General features: G+C 66.6%; 21 protein-coding genes. 13 read left to right on the top strand and 8 right to left on the bottom strand.

The window, feature by feature from the left end:
• Nucleotides 1-8 precede the first annotated feature (8 nt).
• Nucleotides 9-1,742, bottom strand: a complete 1,734-nt coding sequence (locus HG800_RS17900) for an alkaline phosphatase (protein ID WP_169978024.1) — start codon at nucleotides 1,740-1,742, stop codon at nucleotides 9-11.
• Between the two features lie 426 nt (nucleotides 1,743-2,168).
• Nucleotides 2,169-3,200 (bottom strand): alpha/beta hydrolase family esterase, encoded by a 1,032-nt coding sequence (locus HG800_RS17895; protein ID WP_169978023.1) that lies wholly within the window; start codon nucleotides 3,198-3,200, stop codon nucleotides 2,169-2,171.
• A gap of 299 nt (nucleotides 3,201-3,499) precedes the next feature.
• On the opposite strand from HG800_RS17895, the gene glgC reads away from it, so the two are divergent.
• The 3 genes from glgC (at nucleotide 3,500) to HG800_RS17880 (ending at nucleotide 6,863) form a co-directional block, all read left to right on the top strand.
• Nucleotides 3,500-4,726 carry a glucose-1-phosphate adenylyltransferase gene (gene glgC / locus HG800_RS17890; RefSeq protein WP_169978022.1) on the top strand — a complete coding sequence of 409 codons (1,227 nt, stop codon included), beginning with the start codon at nucleotides 3,500-3,502 and terminating at the stop codon, nucleotides 4,724-4,726.
• Nucleotides 4,727-5,114: 388 nt separating this feature from the next.
• Complete coding sequence (locus HG800_RS17885) at nucleotides 5,115-6,251, top strand: DUF1559 domain-containing protein (RefSeq protein ID WP_169978021.1); 1,137 nt, start codon at nucleotides 5,115-5,117, stop codon at nucleotides 6,249-6,251.
• 147 nt (nucleotides 6,252-6,398) lie between these two features.
• Nucleotides 6,399-6,863 (top strand): hypothetical protein, encoded by a 465-nt coding sequence (locus tag HG800_RS17880; RefSeq protein WP_169978020.1) that lies wholly within the window; start codon nucleotides 6,399-6,401, stop codon nucleotides 6,861-6,863.
• Between the two features lie 56 nt (nucleotides 6,864-6,919).
• Here HG800_RS17880 and HG800_RS17875 read toward each other — a convergent pair whose 3' ends face one another.
• From HG800_RS17875 to HG800_RS17855, 5 genes are all read right to left on the bottom strand, one after another.
• Entirely contained in the window at nucleotides 6,920-7,432 is a 513-nt protein-coding gene (locus HG800_RS17875) for a hypothetical protein (RefSeq protein WP_169978019.1), read from the bottom strand.
• 180 nt (nucleotides 7,433-7,612) lie between these two features.
• Entirely contained in the window at nucleotides 7,613-8,497 is an 885-nt protein-coding gene (gene larE / locus HG800_RS17870) for an ATP-dependent sacrificial sulfur transferase LarE (protein ID WP_169978018.1), read from the bottom strand.
• Between the two features lie 422 nt (nucleotides 8,498-8,919).
• Nucleotides 8,920-9,474: a hypothetical protein gene (locus tag HG800_RS17865; RefSeq protein ID WP_169978017.1), complete on the bottom strand. Its 555-nt coding sequence runs from the start codon at nucleotides 9,472-9,474 to the stop codon at nucleotides 8,920-8,922.
• 5 nt (nucleotides 9,475-9,479) lie between these two features.
• Nucleotides 9,480-10,121 carry a hypothetical protein gene (locus HG800_RS17860; protein WP_169978016.1) on the bottom strand — a complete coding sequence of 214 codons (642 nt, stop codon included), beginning with the start codon at nucleotides 10,119-10,121 and terminating at the stop codon, nucleotides 9,480-9,482.
• Nucleotides 10,122-10,485: 364 nt separating this feature from the next.
• On the bottom strand, nucleotides 10,486-11,100 hold the full coding sequence (locus HG800_RS17855; RefSeq protein WP_169978015.1) for an RNA polymerase sigma factor: 615 nt from the start codon (nucleotides 11,098-11,100) through the stop codon (nucleotides 10,486-10,488).
• A gap of 446 nt (nucleotides 11,101-11,546) precedes the next feature.
• Here HG800_RS17855 and HG800_RS17850 point away from each other — a divergent pair, with 446 nt between their 5' ends.
• The 7 genes from HG800_RS17850 (at nucleotide 11,547) to HG800_RS17820 (ending at nucleotide 17,710) form a co-directional block, all read left to right on the top strand.
• Nucleotides 11,547-12,230, top strand: a complete 684-nt coding sequence (locus HG800_RS17850) for a PEP-CTERM sorting domain-containing protein (protein WP_169978014.1) — start codon at nucleotides 11,547-11,549, stop codon at nucleotides 12,228-12,230.
• 272 nt (nucleotides 12,231-12,502) lie between these two features.
• On the top strand, nucleotides 12,503-12,751 hold the full coding sequence (locus tag HG800_RS17845; protein ID WP_169978013.1) for a DUF7660 family protein: 249 nt from the start codon (nucleotides 12,503-12,505) through the stop codon (nucleotides 12,749-12,751).
• 105 nt (nucleotides 12,752-12,856) lie between these two features.
• Complete coding sequence (gene hpt, locus HG800_RS17840) at nucleotides 12,857-13,399, top strand: hypoxanthine phosphoribosyltransferase (protein WP_169978012.1); 543 nt, start codon at nucleotides 12,857-12,859, stop codon at nucleotides 13,397-13,399.
• A 31-nt stretch (nucleotides 13,400-13,430) separates the two neighbouring features.
• Nucleotides 13,431-14,564 (top strand): glycosyltransferase family 4 protein, encoded by a 1,134-nt coding sequence (locus HG800_RS17835; protein WP_169978011.1) that lies wholly within the window; start codon nucleotides 13,431-13,433, stop codon nucleotides 14,562-14,564.
• A gap of 84 nt (nucleotides 14,565-14,648) precedes the next feature.
• Nucleotides 14,649-15,791, top strand: coding sequence for a glycosyltransferase (locus HG800_RS17830; RefSeq protein ID WP_169978010.1), 1,143 nt, complete (start codon nucleotides 14,649-14,651; stop codon nucleotides 15,789-15,791).
• Nucleotides 15,792-15,908: 117 nt separating this feature from the next.
• On the top strand, nucleotides 15,909-16,490 hold the full coding sequence (locus HG800_RS17825; RefSeq protein WP_169978009.1) for a hypothetical protein: 582 nt from the start codon (nucleotides 15,909-15,911) through the stop codon (nucleotides 16,488-16,490).
• Nucleotides 16,487-17,710: a lipase family protein gene (locus tag HG800_RS17820; protein ID WP_169978008.1), complete on the top strand. Its 1,224-nt coding sequence runs from the start codon at nucleotides 16,487-16,489 to the stop codon at nucleotides 17,708-17,710. The genes HG800_RS17825 and HG800_RS17820 overlap by 4 nt, the downstream gene beginning before the upstream one ends.
• A 267-nt stretch (nucleotides 17,711-17,977) precedes the next feature.
• Here the strand turns inward: HG800_RS17820 and HG800_RS17815 are convergent, their stop codons facing one another.
• Entirely contained in the window at nucleotides 17,978-20,368 is a 2,391-nt protein-coding gene (locus HG800_RS17815; RefSeq protein ID WP_169978007.1) for a sigma-70 family RNA polymerase sigma factor, read from the bottom strand.
• 364 nt (nucleotides 20,369-20,732) lie between these two features.
• On the opposite strand from HG800_RS17815, the gene HG800_RS17810 reads away from it, so the two are divergent.
• From HG800_RS17810 to HG800_RS17800, 3 genes are all read left to right on the top strand, one after another.
• Nucleotides 20,733-21,575, top strand: a complete 843-nt coding sequence (locus tag HG800_RS17810; protein WP_169978006.1) for a hypothetical protein — start codon at nucleotides 20,733-20,735, stop codon at nucleotides 21,573-21,575.
• Between the two features lie 707 nt (nucleotides 21,576-22,282).
• Nucleotides 22,283-23,173, top strand: a complete 891-nt coding sequence (locus tag HG800_RS17805; protein ID WP_169978005.1) for an SgcJ/EcaC family oxidoreductase — start codon at nucleotides 22,283-22,285, stop codon at nucleotides 23,171-23,173.
• Nucleotides 23,174-23,408: 235 nt separating this feature from the next.
• On the top strand, nucleotides 23,409-26,285 hold the full coding sequence (locus HG800_RS17800) for a tetratricopeptide repeat protein (RefSeq protein WP_169978004.1): 2,877 nt from the start codon (nucleotides 23,409-23,411) through the stop codon (nucleotides 26,283-26,285).
• Nucleotides 26,286-26,378 lie beyond the last annotated feature (93 nt).

The following is a 26,378-nucleotide window of genomic DNA, read 5'->3' as shown; positions in this document are numbered from 1 at the left end:
GGGCTGGTTCAGCGGGCCGAGCCGGCCAGGGCTTCGGGGTCGTTGATGACGAGGTAGTGGCCGTGGTCGGCGGTGATGATCATCGCGGCGTCGTCCCAGGAGCTGTGCTGCTCGACCCAGTCGATGATGGCCCGGATGGCCTCCTCGCCCGAGAAGACTGCGCCGACGGCGTTGTCGAGGTTGTTGTCGTGCAAGGCCCAGTCGACATCTCCGGCCTCGACGAAGAGGGCGAAGGGCTGGTCGGGGTTCTGGCCAAGGACGGTGAGGGCGGCCTGGGTCATCTCGGTGAGGGTCGGGTTCTCGGCGATGTCAGCCGGGCTGTATTGCTCGGCCTCGCCGGAGATGCCGGGAGAGGGGTCGTAGCCGCCGTTGGAGGTCTGATAGGGCAGGTGGCCGTACTCGGTGCCGAAGAAACCGAAGAGGCGGAGCCCCTCGGACGCGGCGCGGTCGGCGGCGGCGCTGAGCACGTCGTTGCCGTTGGCGCCTTCGGTGCGCTGGGCGACGACGTAAGGGCCGCCGCGCTCGGCGTCGATGGCGGCCAGGTCGTCATCGGTGAGGTAGACGTTGCCGGCCACGGCGTTTGATCCCTGGCGGCGCTGAAGAGCCTGAAGGTTGCCCGTCTGGCCGAATCCGGTGCCGATGACCACGTTGAGGCCGGGGACCTCGGGCGCGCCGCGCTCGGTGGCGATGTTGGGCAGGCCGAGCATGTCGCGGGTCAGGTCCTGGTAGTCGTCCCGGTCGACGTTGCGGGCGTAGAAGGCGGCGGGAGAGGCGTGGCTGATCGGCACGTTGGTCACGGTGCCGACCTTCCAGCCGTCGCGCTGGAGGTCGTGGAAGAGGGGGGTCATGAAGGAGCCGTCGGGGGCGACGTTGACGCTGTTGTTGTAGCTCTTGACCCCGGCGGCGATCTCGGCGGCGCTGCAGGAGCTGTCGGTGTAGGCGTGAGGGACGCCGCCGTGGTCGTGGATCTGGGCCAGCTCGCTCGGGGTGGCCGACTGGCCGCGGAGGTATCCGGGAGCGTCGAGCTGGGGGGCCTGCAATGGCCCCCGGCCGGCGAATCGGGGGTCGTAGCCACCTCGAAGGACGTCATCGGGGAAGGAGATGGTCTGGCGGTCGACGTCGAGGTTGGCTCCGCTGTGGGTCGGGCTGGTGACGACGGAACCGACGGCGAGCGAACCGTCGGCCTGGTAGGCCGGACCGAGTTCTCCGGCGAGCAGGGCGGACCCGGCGTTCGGATCGCCCGACTTGACGATGGCCGAGGCAGTCAGGGTTTCCCAGTCGAGCCCGTCGAAGAGGACGACGAAGAGCTGTTTGGCCCCGCGCTCAACGGCCTCTTTTTGCAGGCGGTAGAGATCGGCCTGGTCGCCGTACTCGGCCGAGGGGTCGAGGGTGTGCTCGGGAAGCTGGCCGTAGAGTTCTTGCAGGCGCTCGGCGTTGCGGTACGAGCTGTTCTCGCCGGTGATGCTGTTGAGGTCGACCGTCTTGCCGAGGGTGAAGACCGGGACAAGGCGGTTCGTGTGACTCGTGTGGTTCGAAAATTCCTTGCCCGGGCCTTGGGACCCGAAGTGGTAAGGGCGATCGCGGGGCTCGCCCTTCGAGGCGATGGCTTCCGTCTGGATTGCCTTCAGCGGGTCGTCGTCGTTCTGTGGGACCGGCCCGAGGGCCGCGGCGGCCATTGCGGCCGAGAGACCAAGCGAAAGCAAGGCCAGGGGCAGGAGGGATCGAGACAGGGCGGGGATCATCGGGCAGTCACTCCAGGGATGAGCGCTCAACGCAGGCCAGGCTCGGTCCGGCCCTGGTGAGGTCGATCAGTTGGTCGGTTGATCGATCGGCCGGGCCGGTTTCTCGGGTATTACCGAAGGTATCACACGGTCAGGGGTTCCGGGAACCAGCCCGGAAAATCTTCTCGCAATGATCGCGAACCCAATTGCGATGATGGGCAACGGGGGTTCGGGTTGCCAGAGCAGTCCGTTGAAGAGGTCGGTATGCGTCCCGGAAGCTGAACGCGTGGCACTCGTTCCGTCCGCGGAACCCGTGGGGCGTTGGCGAAAAATGCCTTCACGAACCCCACGCCTCAACGTCCGGCTCCACGGGTTCCAGGGACAGAACCCGTGCCAACCTCTGGCGCTGCCTGGCGAAGGCTTCAAAAGGGGGGGACGGGGCTGTGCTCAGTCTTCGCTCGATCGACGTCTGCGGTGGGCGAAGAATTTCCAGATGACGGCCGTGGCGTCGATCAGGTCGTTCCGGGGGCCGATGAGCAGGGGCTCAGCCAGTTGAGCGTGCCCTCCCGGCCAGGCGTGGCCGTGGCGGTCGAGCACGATGAACCCGAGCGTTTGGCCCTCGGGGCTGGGAGGGTAGAAGAAGGAGTGTAACGGGCCATCGTGTTCGATGACCGTCGGCACGTCGGGGCACCCGATTTGCGCGGCGTAGCGTTTCAGCTCGGGAAGGATCTCGGGGGTGCGTCGCACTTCCCAGGGGAGGATGGACAGCCCTCCTTCGGTCGGCAAGATGGGGTCGGCGCCGCCGAAGATGGTGAGCATGGAGACCCCTCGGGCGTCTTCGGGAGGTTCGACGTAGCGGAGGCCGGCCACCGAGGCGACGGCGGCGAAGACCTCGGACCGCTCGGCCGCGAGCCGAAGCGCCATGGCCCCGCCGTTGGAATGCCCGGCGGCATAGATGCGATCGGGGTCGATCCGCCATCGGCGCGTGACCTCAACGAGCAGGGCGTCGAAGAAGGCCAGGTCGTCGATCTGGCTCCGAGGGCGATCGGGGGGATGCTGTCCGGTGTTCCAGAGCCTTGGGTTGAAGGCGCGTCCGGGGCTCACGTTCGGTCGCATGGGAAGGGCCGAGGGGGCGGCGATGATCACCCCTTCCCGATCGGCCAGCTCGTCCCATCCGGCCTCGTCGAGGAACGAGGCTCCCGACCCGGAGGCGCCATGAAGGGCCAGCACCAGGGGCCACTGGCGTTGGGGATCGTCTTCGTAGTCGGTCGGGACGTGAAGGGCAAAGGGCCACAAATGGCCGTCGACTTCGATCGTTCCCTGATGAAGCCCTTCGCGGGCGTCGTCGACGCGGGGAAAGGTCGAGTTCGCAAAGGCTTCGGGGCTTTCGGTCCGGCGGGCGGCGAGCGCCAGCACGGCGAGCACAATAACGCCGAGCCATCGGGCTCGATCGGGCGGAATCGGCGGTGGCGCGGTCATGATCCGTCGCGCTCCCGTCGCAAGGGTCGTGTCGAGATCGCGGATTGGTCCGATTGTCCTGAAAGACGCAGTACTCTATTCGGAATCGGTTTGTCTGCCTATGCCGGTTGCGAGATTCTTTGAACGTCGTGTTGCGAAGGTTTCCGGGGGCAAGAGGGCGTTGCAATCGTTCGGGCTTGATGGGGCGAGGTGCTTGGTTCCGGAAGGTTCCTCGCGCAGAATGAGAATGGTTGGATGACGCTCGCAGGGCTGCGGCGTCAAGCCCCGGTCTCCCCGGCAATCGGCTCGGTTGTGCAATCATGAAGGATGTCATCGCCATCGTGCTCGCCGGCGGCAAGGGCACGCGACTCGATCCCTTGACCCGAGACCGGGCCAAGCCTGCCGTTCCGTTCGGCGGGGTGTATCGGATCATCGACTTCACGATGTCGAACTGCATCAACTCGGGGATTCGGAAGATCCTCGTCCTGCCGCAGTACAAGGCGTTCAGCCTGAACCGGCATATCGACAAGTCGTGGAAGTTCCTGGCACCGAACCTGGGAGAGTTCGTGGAGGTCTTGCCTCCGGAGCAGCGAATTGCCGAGAGCTGGTACGCCGGGACGGCCGACGCCATCTACCAGAACATTTTCCGGATCGAACGGGAGCACACTCAGGACACCTTGATCCTGGCCGGCGATCATATTTACAAGATGAACTATGCGTCCATGATCGCCGAGCATCGCCGCCGCGACGCCGACCTGACGATCGCCTGCCTGCCAGTCCCCCGCCTCGAAGCGCGGGACTTCGGCGTAATGCACGTGGATGAGCAGAACCGGGTCATCGGCTTCGCCGAGAAACCCGATGACCCCGAGTCGATGCCCGGTGAGCCGGAGATCGCCCTGGCCTCGATGGGGATTTATGTGTTCAAGACCCGGACGATGTTCGAGCTCCTGTTCGAGGACGCCAAGCACTCGGAGAGCCGGCACGACTTCGGGCACAACATCATCCCTCGGATTCTCGACTCGCACTCGGTCATCGCCTACTCGTTTCGAGACGAGAACCGCAAGGCCGCAGCCTACTGGAAAGACGTGGGGACGCTCGACGCCTACTACCAGGCGAACATGGACCTGATCCAGGTCGACCCCAGCCTGAACCTGTACGACCCCTCCTGGCCGATCCACACGTTTCAGCCGTCGTTGCCCCCGCCGAAGTTCGTGCACGCGGTCGACCACCGGGTCGGGGCGGCCTACGATTCGATCGTCTGCAACGGCTCGATTCTCTCGGGAGGCCGGGCGCACCGCAGCCTGCTGTCGCCGAATGTGCGCCTCAACAGCTTCGCGCTGGTCGAAGATGCGATCCTGTTCGAGGGGGTGGAGGTCTGCCGACACGCGCGGGTCCGCCGGGCGATCCTCGACAAGCATGTGCGGGTGCCGGCCGGTTTCTCGATCGGAGAGGATCCGGAGCTGGACCGCGCTCGGGGCTTCACCGTGACCGAGGGGGGCATCACCGTGATTCCCAAAGGAGAAGACCTCGAACGCTTTGCGTCCTGAAGGCCCACCGAGCCGAGCCTCCAGGCGTCGGTGGCCAGGCGCGTTCGTGATTCCCGCAGGCAGCATGACCGGCGAAAATGCGTGCGGTTGCTCTAGAAATTCGGGTCAAACCACTTCTACAATACGCCAACTTCATGTGGGGTTGATGTGCATCGGCCCCGCATGGAGCTTTCCCTCCTGCATCTTCACTCGTCACGGTTGTCTGTCACGATCCGAGTTGCCGGGGGCAGTGTCCTCACGCTGTCCTTTATGACCGTCGGCCAGCGGTTCCACCGAGGATGGTTGAGCCGTTTTGGTCCGCGCTCCACCAAGGTACGCCCTCCCTCCTGAGAACTTGCCCCCCCTCCGAGATCTGAACGAAAGACCGTCCTAAGGATCTTCGCTCACTATGATTCGCGCTTCTTTCTCGCGTCGGGCGTCCAGCGTCCGTCGTGCGTTTACCTTGATCGAATTACTCGTCGTCATCGCCATTATCGGCGTCTTAATCGCCCTGTTGCTGCCGGCCGTGCAGTCGGCCCGAGAGGCCGCGCGGCGGGCCCAGTGCACGAACAATCTGAAGCAGATTGCCCTGGCGGCGCTGAACTTCGAGAGCACCTACGGGACCTTGCCTCCGGGAAATGGCCCGTGCGGCACCGCCGAAGCGCCGACCACCAGCACCTGCGGCGGGCGGGCCACCCCGCTGGCCCAGCTCTTGCCGTTCATGGAAGGATCGGCCGCCTATGCGGCGTTTAACCTGGAAATCAACCTGAACCTGTTCGGGCCGACAGCCGCGAACTTCACGGCGCAGACATCCCTGGTGTCAGCCTACATCTGCCCGTCGGACATCCACAACACGAAGATGGACGGCACCCTCGCCTACGCCAACTACGTGGCCAGCACCGGCAACACGGCGTCGTCGGAGTACGGCAGCGGCTTCACCTTCCAGGAGCCGAACAATAACCGGCTGGGCGTGTTCAACTTCCAGATCAATCGGTCGGCCCCCCGCTTCCTGCCCGGCCAGACGACCGTGAACCCGGAGTACCGCAGGGCCCTGGGTGCCGTGAAGCTCGCGGCCATCCGAGACGGCACGAGCAACACCGCCATGTTCTCCGAGACCCGGCGCTCGTATGCCGCCGCCTCGACGCTGGCCTCCTCGGGCGTGCCGACAACCGACCCGCTGAACGTCTACATTCAGAACGTCGTGATCGACAATCTGGTCACCCCGCTGGCCGACCAGGGCGGTTGCTTCTACCTGATGCCGAATTACAGCACCCGCATCTACTACCGAGGCCAGCAGTACTACCGCTCCTTGCCTCAGAACGGCTTCTACAGCCACACCTTGACCCCCAACAGCCGGTTCTCCGACTGCGGGTCGAGCAACTACGTTCAGAACCACGCCGCAGCCCGCAGCTACCACCCCGGCGGCGTTAACGCGGCCAACTGCGACGGAAGCGTCAAGTTCATCAAGGAGACCGTCAACCCCGACGTCTGGCGAGCCGTCGGCAGCCGCCAAGGGGCGGAGGTCATCAGCGCCGACCAGCTCTGATTGTGATCGTCGTCTCCTCTCGGAGACTTCGGAAGCCTTGATCACGGAAGGGCTGGGGTCCGCGCCACGGACCCCAGTCGCTTCTGTGAATTCGACACATTCCTGCTTGATTGTTTTTTGTATTCGTTCTCAACGGAGTTTTCGTCGATGCGTCTTCGCCTTGCCACGACTCGGATCGTGGCGTTCGGACTGCTTTGCGCTGCGGTGAGTCTGGCCTTGCCTGGCTGCGGCGGGGGGAATACGCCCGCCACCGAGGAACAGTTCCGCGATACGAACCTGCTGGATGTGGGAGAATTGCTGCGGATGTATCAGATCGAGAAGGGGACCGCGCCCGGAAGCTTCGCGGACATCCAGGCCGTTCCGTCGCTCGAAATGGCTGCGCCGATGGGCTTCGAGCGGATCCGGACCGGTGAGTTCGTCGTCCGATGGGGAGCCACCCTGCCGGACACCGGTGAGGAGATCGGCACGACCGACGACGAGGCGATTCTCGCCTACGTCAAGGAAGCACCAGAGCAAGGGGGCTCGGTCCTCCTCCTCAACCGGACGCTGACGACCATGACCGCCGACGAGTTCGCCGCCGCGCCGAAGGCCGGCAACGACCCCGAAGGCTAAGCCGCTCGGCTCGGGGATTCCAGCCTCAATGCCCGCTGCTGCCGGCCAGTCTGGCCTCAGCGGCGGGGGACGGAGGTTCCACAGTGGCGGCAGACGTCGGCCCCGAGGTGGACCGGGCGACTGCACTTCGGGCAGATCCGCAGACCGGCCTCCACCTTCTCAACGGGCGACTGGGGATGGTTCGACGGCGGAGCGTTCGGCCCGGAGGGGACATTCTCCGGTTTCCGGCTGCCGCGATCGCGGTGCTCGGCGGCCCACTGGTCGAGGAAGCGGGCCTCCTCGGGTAAAAGCTCGTCGGTGCGCTGTTCCGGGCCGCTGCCGACGCCCGGCACCGGAACGATCCGCCCGCAATCGGGGCACTTGCCGTGCGACGGCGGCGAGGCGGCAGGCACCTTCAGGCGTCGGCCGCAGGCGCAACTGAAGCGAAGGAAGCCATCGGCCGGGGTCAGATCCGGCCCTGGATTCAGCCGGATTCGGACCTTTGCCCCGCACTTCGGGCAGACGACCCGGCCCTCTCGATCATCGCGCACGGTCAGGAGTTGACCGCATCGGCAGGTCGCCTTGGCCATGACAGCGCGATCCTTTCGAGGGGGCCGTCCGAATCGCATGGAGGTTCGAATCCGAACGGACGGCAAACGATCGAAGTGGGAGCGAGAATCGATCAGACCACATGACCGGGATGGAAGGAGCCCATTCCCCCCCGGTCGTCTGGTAAGAGGTTCGTGAGCCACGACAACGGGCCGGCCCGATCAGCGGCCGCCAGCCGGGGCCGGGGCCGGGATCACCAGCCCTTTCATGAGATTCTCGGAGGGGATGACCAGGTTATTGCTCCCCGACCGGAACCCTTCGAGGTCGAGCGTCACGAACTTGAAGCCGAGGTCCTTGAAGGCCCGAACCATCTCGGTGCGAACTTCGGCCGAGGCGATCATCGGCAGCTCGTCGAGCGGAACCTCGACGCGGGCCATGTCCCCCTTGTGGTAGCGGACCCGGACGATCCGGAGCCCCCGGGCGCGGAGCCATCGCTCGGCCTGGTCGATCATCCGGGTGCGCTCGGGGGTCACTTCTTCGCCGTAGGCGATCCGGCTCGACAGGCACGGGGTGGCCGGTTTGTCCCAGGTCGGCAGGCCCCAGGCTTTGGCCAGCTTGCGGACGTCGTTCTTGGACAGCTCGCACTCGAGCAACGGGTGGACGACGCCGTTCTCGGCCGCGGCCTTCATGCCGGGTCGGTGGTCGCCAGCATCGTCGAGGTTCGCCCCCGAGGCCACGGCATCGACCCCCAGCTCGGCCCGAATCAGGGCGAGGCGGCCGTAGAGCTCGCTCTTGCAGAAGTAGCAGCGGTCGGGATTGTTGCGGAGGTAGTTCGGGTCTTCGAATTCCGAGGTGTGGATCACCCGATGACGGATGCCGATCTGCCGGGCGAGCATCTCGGCTTCCTCGCGCTCCCCTTCGGCCAGGCTGTCAGAGACGGCGGTCACGGCGATCGCGTCGTCTCCGATGGCCAACTGCGCAGCCTGGGCAACGACCGTGCTGTCGATCCCGCCCGAGAAGGCGACCGCGACCTTTCCGTATCCACGGAGGGCCGCGATCAAGCGATCTCGCATCGCGGCCAGTTCCGGGTCGTTCCAGTCACTCATCAAGGCACCTCCGCCGGATAGGGAGCCGCAGTCCGTCCTTCGATCGCCGCCCGATCACCCCCAAGTCGGGCCTCCGGGCACACCTTCCTATTATTACGAGGTGAGCACGATCGGCTCAAGCGTTCGGCAGTTCGCGGCCGGACGTTTGCAACATTCGTTCCCGGGGGCACCCGGCGTTCTGATCGGTGGCCGTTTCTGGTCGAACCGCTTTCCCCCCACCCCATGATCGGCCCCGGTGGGGCGTCTCACGAGGTCGCGGGGCGACTCGTGGTTTCGGTGCGGTCTCTCCCTCCGCGCCTTTTGCGGCAACACCGTCCCGGTTGGACAGCCACCAGCCTGTGAATGGGTTCGCCATGCGGCGGCTGAGGGTGGGACAGGTTCCGCGAACGGAACCGGAGCCAACCCTTTCACTTCAGGGCGGATTAGCGGGCGCCGACGCCGATCAAGAGCAGGGCATCAGAGCCTTCCAGCGATTTGTCGAGGAAGACCAGTTGATCGGGAGGGGTACGGACGTCGGTGACGAAGACGGGACGGGTCCGGGAGTCGTCGAGCAACTGGACGCGGAGGTGCACCTTGCCGTCATCGCCGATTGGGTCGAGCAGGACAGCCTTGAGGGTCTGGCCATCGCCCAGGTCGCACGAGACGGATTGATTGGACGAGAGCCGCTGGCTGGCGGCGTCGAGCAGGGTCAAGCCGTGGTTGGGCACGAGCTTGCGCAAGGGGGCGGCGTAGGGAGAGAGCAGGGGGTCGATCCGGTCTTTACCGGGATCGGCCCGGAGGCCGAAGAGGGTGACGTCGCGCTCGGGGCGAGGCTGGTCTCCGGGCTGGCCAAGGCTGCGATCGGCGAGCAAGGCGGGGCCGATGGCGGCGACCGCCAGGAGCAGGGCGAGCACATGCCATCCGGCTCGCCTCGGCACCAGGCGAGCGAGGTGGCGGGCCGACCAGAACGAACCTCGAGAGTCGAAGGCGTGGTTCATGGGATTCAGGGCCGGGAGTCAAAGGGGCTGGCCGTCTCTCCAGGACCAGAAGGGGCCGACGCCGTCAGGGCGGGCAAGGCCTCGAACCAGCCGAAGAGGGCGAAATAGTCGACCGCATCAAGACCCAGCTCAGACTGGCGGAAGAAGGTCAGATCATCCTCTCCCGAGCCCATCGGCTCGCTGACCTGGACGACCTGGTGCTCGTCGGAATCGACATGGTAGAGCACCGTGTGGCCGACCGGCACGTCGACCGTGCCGAAGACCGGGCCGTTGCGCTGGCCGTTCTCGGCAATCTGCGGAGCGGGGCTGGGCAGATTCAAGGCCAGCAGAACCGCCGCGGCGGCCAGGGCCAGGCCGATCGCCAGACGGCCGATGGGCAGGCGGACGGTTCTTGGGAGGGTCGAGGACGTCGAGGCCACCGGCTCCGGGGCCGCCGACAGTTCACGGTCGATCCGAGCCCAGGCCGATTCCCAGGACGCCGCCGAGGGCAGCTCGGGCCGGGTCGCGTCCCAGAGCCGATCGAGGCGTCGGACCCCTTCGGCCATCCGCGCGCATTGCGGGCACGCGGCCAGATGGGCCTGAATCTCCGACTCGGTCATCGCGCTCGGCAGAGCGGCGATGGCTCGGGAAACGTCTCGGCAACGCATCGTGGGTTTGCGAACCTCCGGTTCAATCGGGCGGCCAAACCGCCGCGGCCATGACAGAAGCCCTTCCAGGGCATTCGGTTCGGATTCGAGAATAACGCTCGGCCGCATGCCTGGAAAGGGTCTTCCGAGACGATCGGCCTACCTGCTCGACGCCGGATCATCGCGACTTATTCGAAGGTTAGAGCGGTTTTCGATTCAGCGGAGCGGCTCGCCGGGACATGGGGGACAGGCACCTCGAAGACTCGACGCCAGTCCCCGCTTCCTTGACGGGCCGGGCTGGGTGCCGGACATGGGGGACAGGCACCTCGGCGACTCGGAGCCAGTTCCCATGTCCCTGTCCGTTCACAGACAAACGAATAACGCTCTAAGGGCTTGCCTCGATCCCTTCCAGGATGGCCTGGAGCTTCTGCCGGGCGTAGTAGAGGCGGCTCATGACGGTGCCGATGGGAACGCCCTGGGCATCGGCGATCTCCTTGTAGCTGAGTTCAGCCTCGGCAAAAAGGACAAAGGTTTCCCGGATCGTCGGGCTGAGCCGGGCCAGGGCCTCGTCGAGAGCGCGGCGGAGGTCGTCGCGGTGGAGCCCCTGGCTGGGATCGTCTTCGATGCTCGGCTCGGCGACCGAGGAGCCGGGCGGGCCCGAACCGCCGGAGTCGGTGTCGAGATCGGCCAGGCGGAGGGCAGGGCGTCTGCGTTTGCGACGACCGAGGTCGTGGGCGGCGTTGGTCACGATCCGTAAGAGCCAGGTACGAAAGGCGCTGCGGCCGTCGAAGGCGTCAAGGTTGCGAAACGCCTTGATGAAGCCGTCCTGAACGGCGTCCATGGCGTCCTCGGCGTTCCCGAGCAGGCGAAAGGCAACGCGAAAGGCGATCTCTCGCCCGCGACGGAACAGTTCCTCGCGGGCGTCGGCATCGCCGGCGCGGGCCAGCTCGACCAGGGCTTCGTCGGGCGCCTCGACGACGCCGCTGTGCGGATCGGGCATAGTGCAGGTGGTCCTTCGCCGGATTCGACGCCCCTGCCGCCAGCTTATTCGATCGGCAGGACGCCTGGGGAGGCTCAACCCGGTCGAAGCCGGTCAAAACGATCGGATCGACAATTGCTCTTGACCGTCCTGGCAATCCCTTTCATAGTACGCCCGCCCGAGAGCGGAGCCCGATCCGCCCCGGACGTGCACCCGGTCGATCCCACCGATTCGCGTACGGCTCGATCCCCGGTCCAGCGACGCCCTTCATTTTGAATTCACATCCTTTTGAACCAAGCGCCTCCTTCTGGTCTTCCCGACCGGGGAGTCCCGCGGACCACCCTTCGCTCCACTCGCACGGCGAGCGCGAAGACTTCGGATCGCGTCAGAACCGGACGGCGGGGGGATACGGCCTTTTGTTCGGATCGGTCCCTACACCATCGCGTACCCAAGGAGGGCTCGCGCCCATGTCTCACCGCCTGCTCGGATTGCTGGCCATGCTCGGCGTGGTGATCGCCGCCACCGGTCGGCCCGCGACGGCGTCGCCGACTCAGCCCATGACCTTCCGACTGACGAACACCACGGCCTCACCAGTCTCGGAGATGTACTTCGAGCTGGTGCCTCGCGACACGATCATCCCGCCGGTCATCGGAACCGACGAGACCGGCGCAGTCATCGAGGGCAGCCCCATGACGGCGCTGTCCAGTTCGACCGGCATCGATGTCTCGACGTCTTATGTCCTCCTCACGAGCGACCCGAGCGACGAGGACATGGAGCGCATGTTCCTGCTTTTCGGCTACGAGCCGGAGACCGACCCCTCGGCCGCCGTGCCGTTCCGCCCTCTGGTCGACGCCGACGGCAACCGGATCGGCCAGCTTGAGCCGGGAGGCATGTTCGACTTCGAGCTGAACCTGGCGCAGGACGCGGTGGGCTGGCTCTTGAAATCGGCCGTCGATGGCCTGAGCCTCTCGGTCCTCGATCTCCCCTCTCCCGAGCCTGAGCCCGAGCCGACCGAACCCGGCGGCCCTGATCTGGGCGTTGGCGGCACGCCGATTCCCGAGCCCTCGGCCGTGATCCTCTGGACCGCCTTCGGGCTGGGGGCCTTCGGCTTCGCCCGACGCCGCCGACTGGTCGCGGCAGCGAAGGTCTAAGTTCGGCGAGCCTGATTTCGTTGGCTCGCCTGGACGCTGTGCTTCCCTCGGGGGAGCGGAGCCTTTTTCCTCCAGGAGCGATCCTGGTTGGAGGAGGCTTCGTTCCCCGATCTAGGTTGCGCGACGGCCATCCCCCTCGGCCCGATTGCCTCTTGACGGTACGATGAATCATCGGCAAGCCGATCAGTGTGGTCGTCGGTCCGATTGTTCTCGTATCGTTGCGTGATGTCCCGTCCCGTCACGGCCGGGTGCGGGGAGGAGGAGGAGTTCGTATGAATCTCCCGGAATCGGCCCAGTCACGAGCGGACCTGGTCGAGCACATTCGAAGCCTGCTCGATGACCTCGACGCCAACGAGGCCGATTGGGAAAACTCGGCCCTCGGTGACTTCCTCGAAGCCCTGGCCGCCTGGCTGACCGATTGCGGCAAGGCCGCGCCCAACGGCGAGGGGGCGTTCGACCCGGATCGGCCCTCGTGGCAACTGTTCGCCAGTGCCCTGTCGGCGGCTCGCGTCTATGAGTAAACTCGTGGGCCGGAGCGAACACCACGAGCAGCGCGAAACGAAGGGCCGCCGCACCGGGCGGATGATCCCTCATCGGCGCTCGAACGCACATGAGGACCCCCTGGCGTGGAGATCCTGATCAGTGAGGACCGCATTCGGGAGCGGGTGGCCGAGCTTGGCCGACAGATTGAACACGATTATCAGGGCAAGCCGCTGACGATCGTCGGCATCCTGACCGGCAGCGTGATCTTGCTGGCCGACCTGATCCGGCAGGTGCAGCTTCCGCTTCGGGTCGCGCTCTTGCAGGCGAGCAGCTACAAGGGGGCCGTGACCGAGCGGGGATCGCTAACGATCAACGACGCCTTCGCCCCCGAGGTCGAAGGGCGTCATGTGCTCTTGCTCGACGACATCTTCGATACCGGCCACACCCTGGCGTCGCTCGTGCCGAAGCTTCTTGAGCGCGGGGCGGTCGACGTCCGCACGGCGGTGTTGCTGCGCAAGGAAGGGCGGCAGGAGGTGGCGCTGGAGCCCGACTACGTTGGGTTTGCCATTCCTGATGCGTTCGTCATCGGCTACGGGCTCGACTATGATGACGAGTATCGGCACCTGCCCTACATCGCCGTGCTCGATCCGAACGCCCACGAGGCATCCCCTCGAACCGGCGAGTAACTTCCGACGGCCGCGACCCGAGCCCCCCACCGTGCGCATCGCCCTGATCTCCCGACGCTTCCCTCCGTTGATCGGCGGGGCCGAAAAAGTGCTCAGCTACCTTGCCCCCGCCCTGGCCGAGCAGGGAAATGAGGTCACGGTGCTGACCAGCCTGCCGCCCGGATCGGGTTTGCCCGAGGTCGAGGAGGTGGCAACGCATCGAGGATCGTGCACCATTCGACGCCTGGCGACGTCTCGCCTGCGGTTCGTCGGCACCTGGCGCTACATGAAGAACCTGGAGCGTTGGCTGGAGGAGCATCCGCCTGAGCTGGCGTATGTGTCGATGCTCAAGCATGACGCTTACGTGACCGTTGAGGTCGGTCGGCGGCTCGGCTTTCCGGTTGTCCTGCGTCCTGAAGGGGCCGGGGCGACGGGGGATCTGGCCTGGCAATCGTGGGGGAACTTCGGTCGGACGATCGGCGAGCGGACGAGGCAGGCCGATGCCATCGTCGCCATCTCGAAGCCGATCGAGGACGAGTTGCGCGACGCCGGCTACAACCCGTCGATCATCCACCGCCTTCCCAACGGCGTGCCTGTGCCCGAGACTCCCTGGCGTCGTCGGGACGACTGGCGAAGCGCCCCAACGGCGGCCTACGTCGGCCGCCTGGCCCCGGAGAAGGGGCTGGAGGCGTTGATTGAGGCCTGGCCGATCGTCCGCAAAACGTTCCCGAACGCTCATCTGATCCTTTACGGCGACGGTCCCGAAGGCCCGTCGCTCTGGGCAGGGGTCGGCAAGCTCGGCCAGGGGGACGTCATCGACCTGCCCGGCCCGACGAGCGACCCGACCGCCGCCCTTCGAGAGGCCGACCTGTTCGTCCTGCCGTCGCGAGAGGAAGGGATGAGCGTTGCCTTGCTTGAAGCCATGGCGCTGGGGATTCCGCTGGTCGCCTCGTCGATTCCGGGCAACCGTAAACTCATTTCCGACTTCAAGGACGGCCGCCTCGCCCCGGTAGACGACCCGGAAGGGCTGGCCCGCGTGATCGTCGAGCAGTGGTCCGAGTTCGATCGCGCCTTTCACATGACCCGATCGGCCCGGAAGAAGGTCGAGGGGTCGTACTCGGTCACCGTCGTCGCCCGGCAACACCTGGAGCTGTTCCGAGCCCTGGTCGACGAGCGTCGGCCTTGAGCCGATGGGATCGAGCGGCGACAATCGCCCGTCGTTGCTCCCGACCTTGCTTGCCTTTAAGTTTGAACTTCGGACGGATTCGCCGTGCTGAATGTGTTACAGGTCATCCCGACGCTCGACCGCTCGGGAGCCGAGAAACAGATGGTCCTCCTGGCCGCCGGTTTGCCCCGAGACCGCTTCCATGTGGAGGTCGCGGCGTTGACCCGGCTTGGCCCGCTGGAAGCTGATCTTCGAAACGCGGGGATCCCCGTCCATGCGATCGAGAAGCGGCACAAGGTTGATCTCGGAGCGCTCAGCCGACTGACCCGCCTGATGAAGGCGGGGCGGTTCGACGTGGTGCAGACCTGGATCTTCGCCGCCAACGTTTACGGCCGGATCGCGGCGCAGAGGGCCGGGGTGCCGGTGGTCATCACGGCCGAGATGGCGGCCGATCTCTGGAAAACGCGAGCGCACTTCTGGATCGATCTCCGCCTGGCCCGCCAGACCGATCGGATCGTCGGCAACTCGCAGGCGGTGGTCGATTTCTACCGGGAGACGGTGGGCATTCCCGCCGATCGCCTGGCCATGATCCCCTCGGGGATTGCCGACGAGGAGCCGCCGAGCGTCGACCCGGCCGCCCTGAAGGCCGAGCTGGGGATCGCCGCCGAGGCGCCGATGCTCCTGTTTGCCGGGCGGCTTTACCCGCAAAAAGGGGTGATCGACCTGCTCAAGGCGGCCGACATCTTGCAGCATGTCCGGCCGAACCTGATCACCCTCATTGCCGGAGACGGGCCACTTCGGGAGGAATTGGAGGGAGTGGCCGACGCCTTCGACCTGCGGCCGACCGGTCGCGTCCGATTCCTCGGCCACCGCGACGACGTCCCCCGACTGATGCAAGCGGCCGATGCGCTCGTCTTGCCGAGCAGCTTCGAAGGGTTGCCCAACGTCGTGCTTGAGGCCATGCGGTTTCGGAAGCCTGTCGTCGCGACCGCCGCGCCGGGGACGACCGAGGTGGTGGTGGACGACGAAACCGGCCTGCTCGTCCCGATCGGCGATGCGACCGCCCTGGCACGCGCCTTGCTCCGAATCGTCGATGAGCCGGAACTGCGGCAACGGCTCGGCCAGGCCGGACGCGATCGGGTCGATTCCCATTTTCGTGCGGACATGATGATCGATCGCTTCGCCACACTCTACGAACAGCTTGCCCGATCCAAACCGGGGTTCACAAATCCTTCAATTTCGTTATAGAGTCGCAAGAACCACCCAATGGGTGGGCCGACTCCAACTCACTGCACCCTTCTCTCGTCGTGCCGTTGAGGATCTTGCTCGTCGAGCGTTCCAATCAACGCAGGAGCACGTGTCTTTGTGAAGGATCAGCCCCCTCGAACGTCGGACCCCCAGGTCAGGGGAGACGCGGTGGAGGTCAATCGGCCGCCGAGCATGGGATCGATCCGAGAGGTGGTCGAGTCGACCCTCAGGATGAATGAGCGGGTCCACCACACGATCATGGACTACGCCCTGATCGTGGCCATCGTCTCGTTGCTGCCGACGGTTCCCTGGTTGCAGGAGGTGCAGCTTGGGGCCGTGGTGGTGCTCAACCTGGTGATGGTGCGGTCGATCGGCAAGCGCTGGGGGTTTCCCAGAGGACAGGGGCCGCTGGCTCGGGTCTTTCTGGTGCTCGGCATCTTGAGCGCGATTCTGTCGATGCTCTTCGTTTACTTTCTCGTCTATCTGACCAGCCTGTACGTTCCGCTGATGCTCGGCTGGGCAAAGGCGGCGGGCGGATTCGCATTGACGTTCGGCATCGGTCGGACGGCGAACGATTTCTACCTGAGCGCCCGTCGGATTGACCCGAGGCAGATCCACCTGGCCTTGCGCCGTCGTCGGCGGGCGGAACGGCCGCACGCCTCGGGCGTCGCGCCGCAGGCGAAGGAGGATCGGGGATGACCAAGTGGAACCGACGGCGGGCCCTGCTCGCCGGCCTGGGGGCCGGGCTGGGAATCTCGGGAGGATTCGAGTCGTACCGCTACCGCCAGGCAAAGGGCGATCCGGACTCACGAGACGCGCTGGCCGAATATGCCGACGTGGTCGAGGCCGCCTACGCCTCCGAGGCCGCCTGGCAAGAGGAGTTGGGCCGTCTGCTCGACTCGACCGAACCCGATCCCGAACCCCCGCCGGTCCCTTACGACCGCGAGGCCTCGGCCCGATTGATCCGGTCGTGCCGGCTGGCCGTCTCTCAGTACCGGACCGCGCTGGAGGTGCCGGGCTTCAACGGGGATCTTTCCGAACTCGACGGCTTCCAACGGTTCTTTCCCGGCTACACCAAGATCGCCACCTTCGAGGCCGAGGAAGAACACCTGGAGCGTTATCTCGAAGTGGCCGAGCCGACCGACGCGACCCTGGCTTTGGAAAGCCCCCTGGAGCGGGTCCTCCGCCCCGTCCGACGGACCCTTCGGGAGACGGTCCCTCGCATCGTCCGCCGCGAATTCCGCCGTCGGGTCTTCTTCGGCTTCGTGCTCACGTCGGAGCGCGATCACATCATGGCCTTCCGGGGCACTCAGACCCAGGCCGAGTGGCTCAGCAATCTCCGAAGTTCTCAGACCGAGGCCCGCCACCCCGTGACCGGCGAGGCGCTGGGGCGAGTCCACTTCGGCTTCTCCAACATCGCCGGCCAGAACCTCCGGACCTGGGCCGGAGACGGCGGCCCCTCCCGAACCCCCGCCGAGGTGGCCGCCGAACTTGACCCATCGAAACCCTGCTACATCACCGGTCACAGCCTCGGCGCCGCCCTGGCCACCCTGACGGCGATCGACGTGGCCGCCAAGGTCGATCGCCCGTCCGACTGGCTCCGGCTCTACACCTACGCCGGTCCCCGGGTCGGCGACGCCACCTTCGCCGAGTCCTTCGCCCGGCTCGTCCCCAACGCCTACCGCGTCGCCAACCTCGCCGACACGGTCCCGCTCCTCCCGTCTTCAAAAATGGCCGAGGGGTTCTCCCACGTCGGCGAGCCCTGGACCTTCCTCGCCCAGTTCGGCGACCTCCTGCCGAACCACGTGGCCGACACCTACCTCAAGGCCGTCACCCTCCACGCCGAGCAACGCGGCCGTCGTCGGGGCATCCAAACCCCCGGACCTGACAACGCCCCCGGCAGCGACCCGGTGTCCTGATCCCGCATCCGCGTTCTGGCGATGGATCCCGATTCGAAGGGACTGCCGAGATCGCCGGGGCCGCACCTACAGCCACAGCCCTCGGCACGCCTCGGTCACGATTCCACACGAAGGCATCTCAGGCCGATTTCCCTGGAGGCCGACCTTCTGGGGTGGCCGGGGTCGAGCGGAGCGAGCCCCCGGATCCTCGGCCTTCGACTGGGGGCTCGCTCCGCTCGACCCCGGCCACCCCGGGACGGAATCCTCACGGTTGCAGGGCATCCGGTTTCATTCAGCCACCGGCCGGATGGTGAACCGGAGCCGGATCGTCTCGCCGCCGATCAGCTCAAACGGCTCGCTCTCGGGGGGATCGACCTCGAACCTCGGGGGCAGCTCGCGGGCTTCGGGGGAGAACGCGGGCGGACGCTGGCCGGGGAACCCGGCGAACCGGGCGCGGAAGGTGCGGCCGGGCTCGGATCGGAGTACGACGCGGAGCCGGTCGCCGGATTGCTCCAGCCGGTTGAAGCCGGGCGTGAAGGGAGAGTGGCCGATCGGCCGGGGTTCGTCCGGGTCGTCCTCGGGGACCAGCCAGTAGAGCGCCTCGGCCAGGGGTTCGCCGGTTTCTGCGTCGGTCGTCTCGATGATCAGCTCGCAGCCAATCCTGAGGCGGATCTCGACCACGTCATCATTCTGATCAGCGGGAACAACGATCCGCCGGGCCTCGGGCACGGCAGCTCCCGAAACCGGCTGCGGGAAGATCGAGTCGACCGGGGGCTCAGCGATCAGGTCAAACTCTTGGCCGGCCGGGAGGCCGAGCGTCAGGAATCCTTCCTCGTCGCTTGTCCCCGAGGAGGAGATCGGATGACCAGGCTGCATCTCCTTCAACGAATAGACCAGGACTCCAGAGACCGGCTCGCCCGACACCTCCTCGACGACTCGGACCCGCACGGGGGTCGGCTCCGGGACAGTCAGGACGAAGTCGCCGATCAGCACCTCGCTCATCGTCGGAGTGCCGAGGTCGAGCCTCGAATCGACATCGTCCTCGGCGTCAGGCAGCGTTAACGCCATGAACCAACCTTCGGCCCGCTCGAAGCCAGGAAGCAGGAGCGTGAGCCGGAGCAGGGCCTTTGCCGGAAGACCGTCGATCCGGAATCGACCGTCCGGCCCGGTTGTAGCCCGGTGCAGGTCAGTGGGGAGTAATTCGATCAGGTCGGAATAGGCGATCGCTTTCTCCTCGATCTCGGCGGGTTCGAGCAATTCGAGAACGCGGACGCTTACCTCGACTCCCTTCCTCGGCTCTCCCTGCTCATCGACGATGGTCCCCCGGATCGGGGCCGAGGAGCGCAGGACGAGGTCCGCCACGATCGACTCGCCCTCTTTTCCCCCCTTCACGTCGATCCGAACCGATCGCGACCACGAGGTGCCGAAGTCGGGACCGGTCGCGACAGCTCGGACCTCGGCATATGGCCCCTCGTGAGGGCCCTGGTTCGGTCGATTCACTCCGGAGACAACGGGCACCTTGGCTCGTTCGACGCGGTACGATCCGTCCACATCCGTTACGGCCCGTCCCAGCTCGGCCCACCCCGTCGTCGGGTCGAGCCCCGCGACGAGGACCGACGCCCCGGCGATCGGTCTACCGTCAAGGCCCATTGTTCGGCCGGAGACGGTGACGGGGATCGTCGCGGGGTTAGGAGACACCGTGTCAATCGGTTCGGGACGATCCGTCGCGGGTTCGGGGGACTTGCGGGGAATCCCCTTGAAGCGTTGCGGCCCCTCGGTAACTGTTCCGGCGACCGGGATCGTCTGCTGAGGGGCCTGATCGTCCTGCCTCGCCAGGCCAACCGCACCAACAACGGCGGCGCCGGTCAGCAGCAAGCCGCCGGCGAGGGTGGCGATCGGGTGGGATGTCAGCATCGTCAGGGCTCCGGTGACGAGGGAAACCGCCCCGGTGGCAACGCCCATCGAGGAGGCGGCGGATTGGAGGGCGAGGGGGACGGTGCGTTCGGCGAGGGCGCGGGGGATGGCGGCGGGGGCCGAGCGGGAGGTGATCGCGACGAGGGCGGTCGGGGCCAGGCCGCGGCCGATCAGGCGGCGGCGGAGGCGATCCCGGGCGCGGGCCTGGCGGCTCTTGACGGTGCCGATCGGCCAGCCGAGGCGGCGGGCGGCCTCCTCGTGGGTCAAGCCCTGCAAATCGCAGAGGACGATGGCCGATCGGTACCGCTCGGGCAAGCGGCCGACCTCGTCGAGGAGCAGGGGGGCGAGGTCGTCGGGCTCTCGGGCGGGGGCGATTCGGGGGGCGTGCTCGGCGTATCGGCGCTCGACGTCGCGACGGCGAGAGGCCTCGGCCCGGACCCCGGCCGAGACGCGCAAGGCCACCTGAAACAGCCAGGGGGCCAGCGAGTCCCGCACCCAGAGCGTCCGCGACCGCTGGGCGAGCAGGCAGAAGACGCGCTGAAAGGCATCATCGGCGTCGTTCGGGTCGATCAGCCGCGACCGGCAGACGCGCTGGACCATCGGCCCGTGCCGCTCGATCAGGGCCGCGAAGGCCTGTTCCGCCGCCGGGTCGTCCCGCCGAGAGGCCCGATCGAGCAATTCCTCATCGGATCGCCCGGCCAGAGTCCCCGGGCCGAACAGGGTGCGGAACGATTGAAGGATCCCGGCATGACGCTCAATCGCCATCGGCACGACCTTTCCCTATTTCTGCCGCCGTGTGGACCGTCGTCAAAGGAATGCGATGGCAGGGCCCCTTGGTTCCGTATTCTTTTCGAATAACGGTCCTGAGGGGCAAATTGGCCCGCAACTTTCGCTCAAGTTTTGAGCGAGATTTACCGAGAGGCTTTACCTCAAAAGACTTACGTTGACATGACCGGCGGGCGTCGGTAGAGTCCGCCCGACGATGGCCTCCCGAGCCCGGAGGGCGAAGGGGGTCGATTCGGTGAGCGCGGGGTCGGAGGTCCGGGGCCTCCTCGACTCGTGAACGCTCAAATGCAATTCCCGAACGCCCCGGAGCCATGAGGACGGCGAGCGATCGCACGGAGGAACCATGCGTCGATCAAAGTCGATGAGCCCGAAGGTCGAGGGACTGGATTCCCTGGTCTTTCTGTCGGTGGCGCTGCCGACGGTGCCAGTGGCCGATGTGTCGGCCCAGAGCGGCATGGTCACCACAACCAGCACCGAGGCACCGCCGGAGGTCGTCACCGGCACCAATGATCCGGCCGCGCAGAGTGGCATGGTGACCACCACCGAGGTCCCGCCGCAGACCGTGACCGGCACCAACAACCCCGCCGCGCAGAGCGGGCAAGTGTGGACCCAGCAAGGACGGCCGGCAGTCGGCAATACGGCCCGCCCGGTCGCTCCTCAGTTCGCCCGGCCGATTGCCGCGGGCGAGAGCGGGCCGATTGCCCGGCCCTTTGCGGCCCCCACGGCGCGGCCGTTCGCCACTCCCACGGCGCGACCGACCGCAGGTCCGGCGATCAACCTGGAGAACCTTGACCTGTCGAGCACGATGCGGGGCAATTACCGCCTCGAGATCGCCCCGGACGGCTCCAGCGGGTCGTTCCGGCTGCAGGGGATCGGCCAGGTGCGCGGGCTCGGCCCGGCCCGGATCAACGCTGACTACGTGGCCAATGCCTCGTCTGCTGCGGAAACCCTGACCTACACGATCACGACCCGACGCGGAACCATGACCCTGGAGGCCAGCCGAGTCCCGGGCCTTGCCGACCCCGATGCGTCCACCGCTCGGCTTCGGTACGAGGTGGTTGACGCCACCGGCGCGCTGGCCGGCGCACAGGGATCGGGAGTGGTCGACATGACCCTTCGTCCCCAGATGCGGACGATGGGAGCGAGCGGTCAGATGACCCTCGCCCTCCGGCCCGACGTGGCCTGATCGTGCGATCGATCCGATCACCGATCCCGGCAGCCGTCGGCCCCGGTTTGCCCCCAAACGGCTTGCCGGGTCAGTGTCGGGGCCGGTCCTTTGCTCACGCGGGAGAGGGGAGGTTTCTGGCCCCTCTCCCGCGTTGTACGGTGGTAGACGTGAGGTTTCTGGCTCCCTCGGATTGGTGTGCCGAATGTGTTGAGACGCGAGGCCAAGGCGAATCGCCTCGTCCTCGGGGATGGTCCCGGCGATGATCACAAGGGTTGTGTAATTGCGGTCTCGGAGAGGCTGCAAGGCCGGCTCGGCGATCGAAATCTCTGTTGAAATCAAGCTTTGTGTCGCGTAATCGAATGTCTCACCACGTGTTCGAGACGCGCGACGGCAAGGGGTCCGACTCTGCGCCGAGCCGGGAGCGTTGCCACTGGCCAGGGAGAACGCGAAGGCGATTCGGTCGCGCTCAGGAAACGCGGTGGCACGCGACCTGCGATTCCCACTCCTTGAAGACTCCGACTCGGGTTGCCTGACAGGCCGCTCGATCGGGTCTCGGCAAAATTGCGGGAATCCCTTCTTTCCGACCCGAACCTTCGTGGCTTAGATTCAAAGGAGTGCGAGTTGGACCGGGGGCGCGTGTCCAAACCCTTCGATCGGCCGTTCCCAGGCCGCCGCCGAGCCCCCTTGGTTTCTCTTTTCTTTGCATCTTGCTTCACGAGGCAACCATGATGACCCACGTCGCGACGATGGCTTTGGTGGGCCTGATCCTTGCACCGCTCGGGGCTCCCCAGGAGACCGATGGCGACGCTCCGAAGAAGCTCGCGGAACAGTTCGACGCGGCCTTCAACCAGGCAGACGCCAAGGCCCTGGCCGCTCTGTTTGCCGCAGAAGCCGAGCTGGTGGACGAGGCCGGCAACCTCTACCGAGGTCAGGACGCGATTACCGAGATCCTCGGCCGCTTCTTTGAGCAGTTCCCCGAGGCGAAGCTTGCCCGGGAGGTCGAGGAATTTCGCCTCGTCGGCCCGTCGCTCGCCATCGAGGACGGCGTGACCATCACCACCACCTCCGACCAGGCCAGCGCCCGCAACCGCTACCTTGCCGTGCTCATCAAGACGGGCGACGGCTGGAAGATCGCCAGCATGAGGCAAACCGCCGAGGAGCCCTTGCCGACCGCTCGCGACTTTCTCGAACCGATCTCCTGGCTCGTCGGCGACTGGGTCAGCGAAGGAGCCGATCAGAACGTCTCGGTCTCGTTCGCCTGGTCCGACGACGGCAACTTCCTCGTCGGCGGCTACACGATCGAGCAAGACGGCGAAAACCTCATCAAGACCAATCAGCGGATCGGCTGGGACGCCGCACAGGGGGTCATCCGCTCGTGGAACTTCGACAGCGACGGCGGATTTTCCGAAGGGCGATGGTCGACCGACGGCTCAGCCTGGGTCGTCAAGAGCGAGATCGTCTTGCCCGAAGGTGTCACCGGATCGGCAACCTTTTACCTAACTCCCATCGATGAGAACCGCTTCCTCTGGAGCTCGCTCGACCGCGTGATTGCCGGGGTCGTGCAACCGGATGTTGAGGTGACCATCGTGCGACAACCTCCCGCCCCCAAGGAATAAGACATGGCGGAATGCGAATCGGAACCGGTTTGGTTTACCGGTTCCGATTCCAGACGAAGCCTTTGCCGCTCCGGCTGTTCCGAGCGTGACCGGACAGCCGGGGAGGCTGACCTTCGAGACCGATTTCCATCAACACCGATTTCATCAACGGATTGCTGCTCGACTCCTCAACTCAGCACTCAGGCGGACGACGTGATCTCTCCCACGGCCCCTCGATAATTCGGACGACGCACCCATGACCACCACTCCCCGACGGTTCCCGGCCGTGGCCATCGCGATCCTCGCCACGCTCATGGCCTTCTGGCCCGATTCTCTGGCCTTTGCCCAGCGTCGCGGCGGCGGAGGCGGACGCCCTTCCATCGGGGCCGGTCGCCCAGGGGGCGGTGCGCGGCCCTCAATGGGCGCCGGCCGCCCCACCGGAGGCGCCCGCCCCTCGTTGGGCGCTTCGCGTCCCGGGGGCGGTGCGCGCCCCTCAATGGGTGCTGCCGGCGGCGCACGTCCCAACTTCTCCGCAGCGCGTCCGACCACCCGCCCGAGCACGCCCAGCGCGCGACCAAATCTGCCCACAACGCGACCAAACCTGCCCACAACACGGCCCGGCTCGATTCAGAACCGACCGTCCACGCCGAACCTGAACCGGCCGAGCGGGGGGATCGGTTCCACCCGCCCCTCCACCCCGAACCTGTCGCGACCCTCGGCCCCGAACTTGTCGCGGCCCTCAGCCCCAGGCGCGGGCGGCGGTGCCACCCGACCTTCGTTGCCGAACCTGAACCGTCCGACCTCTCCCGGCGCCGGGGGAGCGACGACCCGTCCCTCGCTGCCGAACCTCGCAGGGGGTGGGAATCGCCCCAGCCCAGGGAATCGCCCCGGAGGCGGGGGATTCACCCCTCCGACGACGCTTCCGGGTCGTCCTGGCGGCAGCACTCGGCCGTCGATTCCCGGTCTGGGCGGCGGCGATCGACCTGGCGTCGGGGGCGCCACCCGTCCCTCGCTCCCCAACATCTCTGGAGGCGATCGCCCCACCACCCTCCCCAGTCGTCCCGGAGGCGGCATTACCACCCTCCCTGGTCGACCTGGCGGTGGCGATCGGCCCACCACCCTCCCCAGTCGCCCCGGAGGTAACCGCCCCGGCTCAGGCATCGGCACCACCCGACCTACTCCCGGCCTGCCCGGACGCCCTGGCGGCGGCGATCGGCCCACCACCCTGCCGGGACGACCCGGCGGCGGCGATCGACCCACCTTGCCGGGACGGCCAGGCGGTGGCGATCGACCCACCACGCTTCCCGGACGCCCTGGCGGTGGCGATCGACCCACCACGCTTCCCGGACGCCCTGGTGGCGGCGATCGACCCACCACCCTGCCGGGACGACCCGGCGGCGGCGATCGACCCACCACCCTGCCGGGACGACCCGGCGGCGGCGATCGACCCACCTTGCCGGGACGGCCCGGCGGTGGCGATCGACCCACCACGCTTCCCGGACGGCCCGGCTTCGATCGGCCTACCACCCTGCCGGGACGGCCCGGCGGTGGCGATCGACCCATCATCGGGGGAAACCGACCGGGACGGCCCGGTGGCGGCATTACGACCTTGCCCGAATACATCGGCGGTGGCGATCGCCCCATCTTCGGCGGCGGCGATCGACCGATCATCGGGGGAGGCAACCGACCGAATATTGGTTCGGGAAACATCAACAACATCATCAATAACAACCAAAACTGGCTCAATCAAAACAACATCAACTGGAATAACACAAACATCAACGTCAACCGTCCCGGATGGGGATGGGGAGGCGGCGGTGGTTGGGGAAGCCCCGGTTGGGGATGGAGCGGCGGCGGCTGGGGAAGACCCGGATGGGGATGGGGCGCGAACCAGTGGGCCGGGGCCTGGTACAACCGCTATGTCCCGCCGGTCTACCACGGCTGGTATCACGGCTGCTGGAACAACTCGTGGGCCAATGCCTGGTCGATCCCCCTGGCCTTCGGCACCAGCATTTGGGCCTTGAACAGCCTGTCGTCGTGGACCTCCGGCTACTACAGCGCTTCGTATCTGAACCCGTACTATGTCGCGCCGGTCGCCACCGTTCCGGTCTACGACTACTCCCAGCCGATCGTCGTGCAAACCTACCTGACGGCTGATCCCGGCCAGGCCCCCGCCAACGCCGACGCCGCCCCGGCCGAACCGCAACTGACGCCCGAACAGCAGCAGGCCTATCAGCTCTTTGACCAGGCCCGCGCCGCCTTCGCCAACAACGACAACGGCCGGGCGCTCTCTCAGATTGAAGAGGCTCTCCGGCTGACGCCCGGCGACCCGATCATGCACGAGTTCCGCGCCCTCTGCCTCTTTGCCCTGGGCGACTACCGCAACGCCGCTGCCGTGCTGAACGCCCTGCTCGCGGTCGCTCCCGGCTGGGACTGGACCACCATGAGCAGCCTTTACAAGAACACGACGTACTACACCGATCAGCTTCGCAACCTTGAGTCCTATTGCCGACAGAACCCCAACGACCCGGCCTCGCACTTCGTCCTGGCCTATCACTACCTGATTCTCGGCCACGACGACTCGGCAGTCCGGGCCCTTGAGGTCGTCACCACCCAGCAGCCGGAAGACGTGGTCGCCTCTCGGATGCTCGAAGCCCTGACCGGCCCTGCCGAGCCTCCCGCGAGCAGCACCCCCGCCCCGGCCGACGCCCAGGCCGCAGCCCCCGCGCCGGTCGCCGAACCCGCTCCCGCCCCGGCCGCCCCAGCCAATGCCGAGGCCGAGGCCAATGCCGAGGCCAATGCCGAGGCCGACGCCGACGCCGACGCCCCCGCCACTGACCTCGTCGGCCAATGGCGGGCCGAGCCGAACGATCAGGTTCGCTTCGAGCTGACCATCGACGAGGAAGGGAATTTCTCCTGGGTCGTGACGCCGAAGGAGGGCGAAGCCACCACTCTGACCGGCCCCTACGGAATCGACGGAGACACCTTGATCCTCCGCAGCGAGGAGCAAGGCGACCTCATCGGCCAGGCCATCTCCGGGGGGCCCGACCGCTTTACCTTCCGGCCGATCGGCGCTCCGCCGAACGATCCGGGCCTGATCTTCGACCGCGTTGCAGGCGACGCGACCCCGTAAGCTGCCCCTCGTCCTGGTTCGAGGTTTCGGAGCCCCCGGCGGATGTGCCGTCGCGGGGCTCCGTTCGTGTTGACGCAGGCCCAAGCGAGGCAC

Source organism: Tautonia rosea, assembly GCF_012958305.1.
Lineage (GTDB): Bacteria > Planctomycetota > Planctomycetia > Isosphaerales > Isosphaeraceae > Tautonia > Tautonia rosea.
This window is presented reverse-complemented; position numbering and strand designations above follow the sequence as displayed.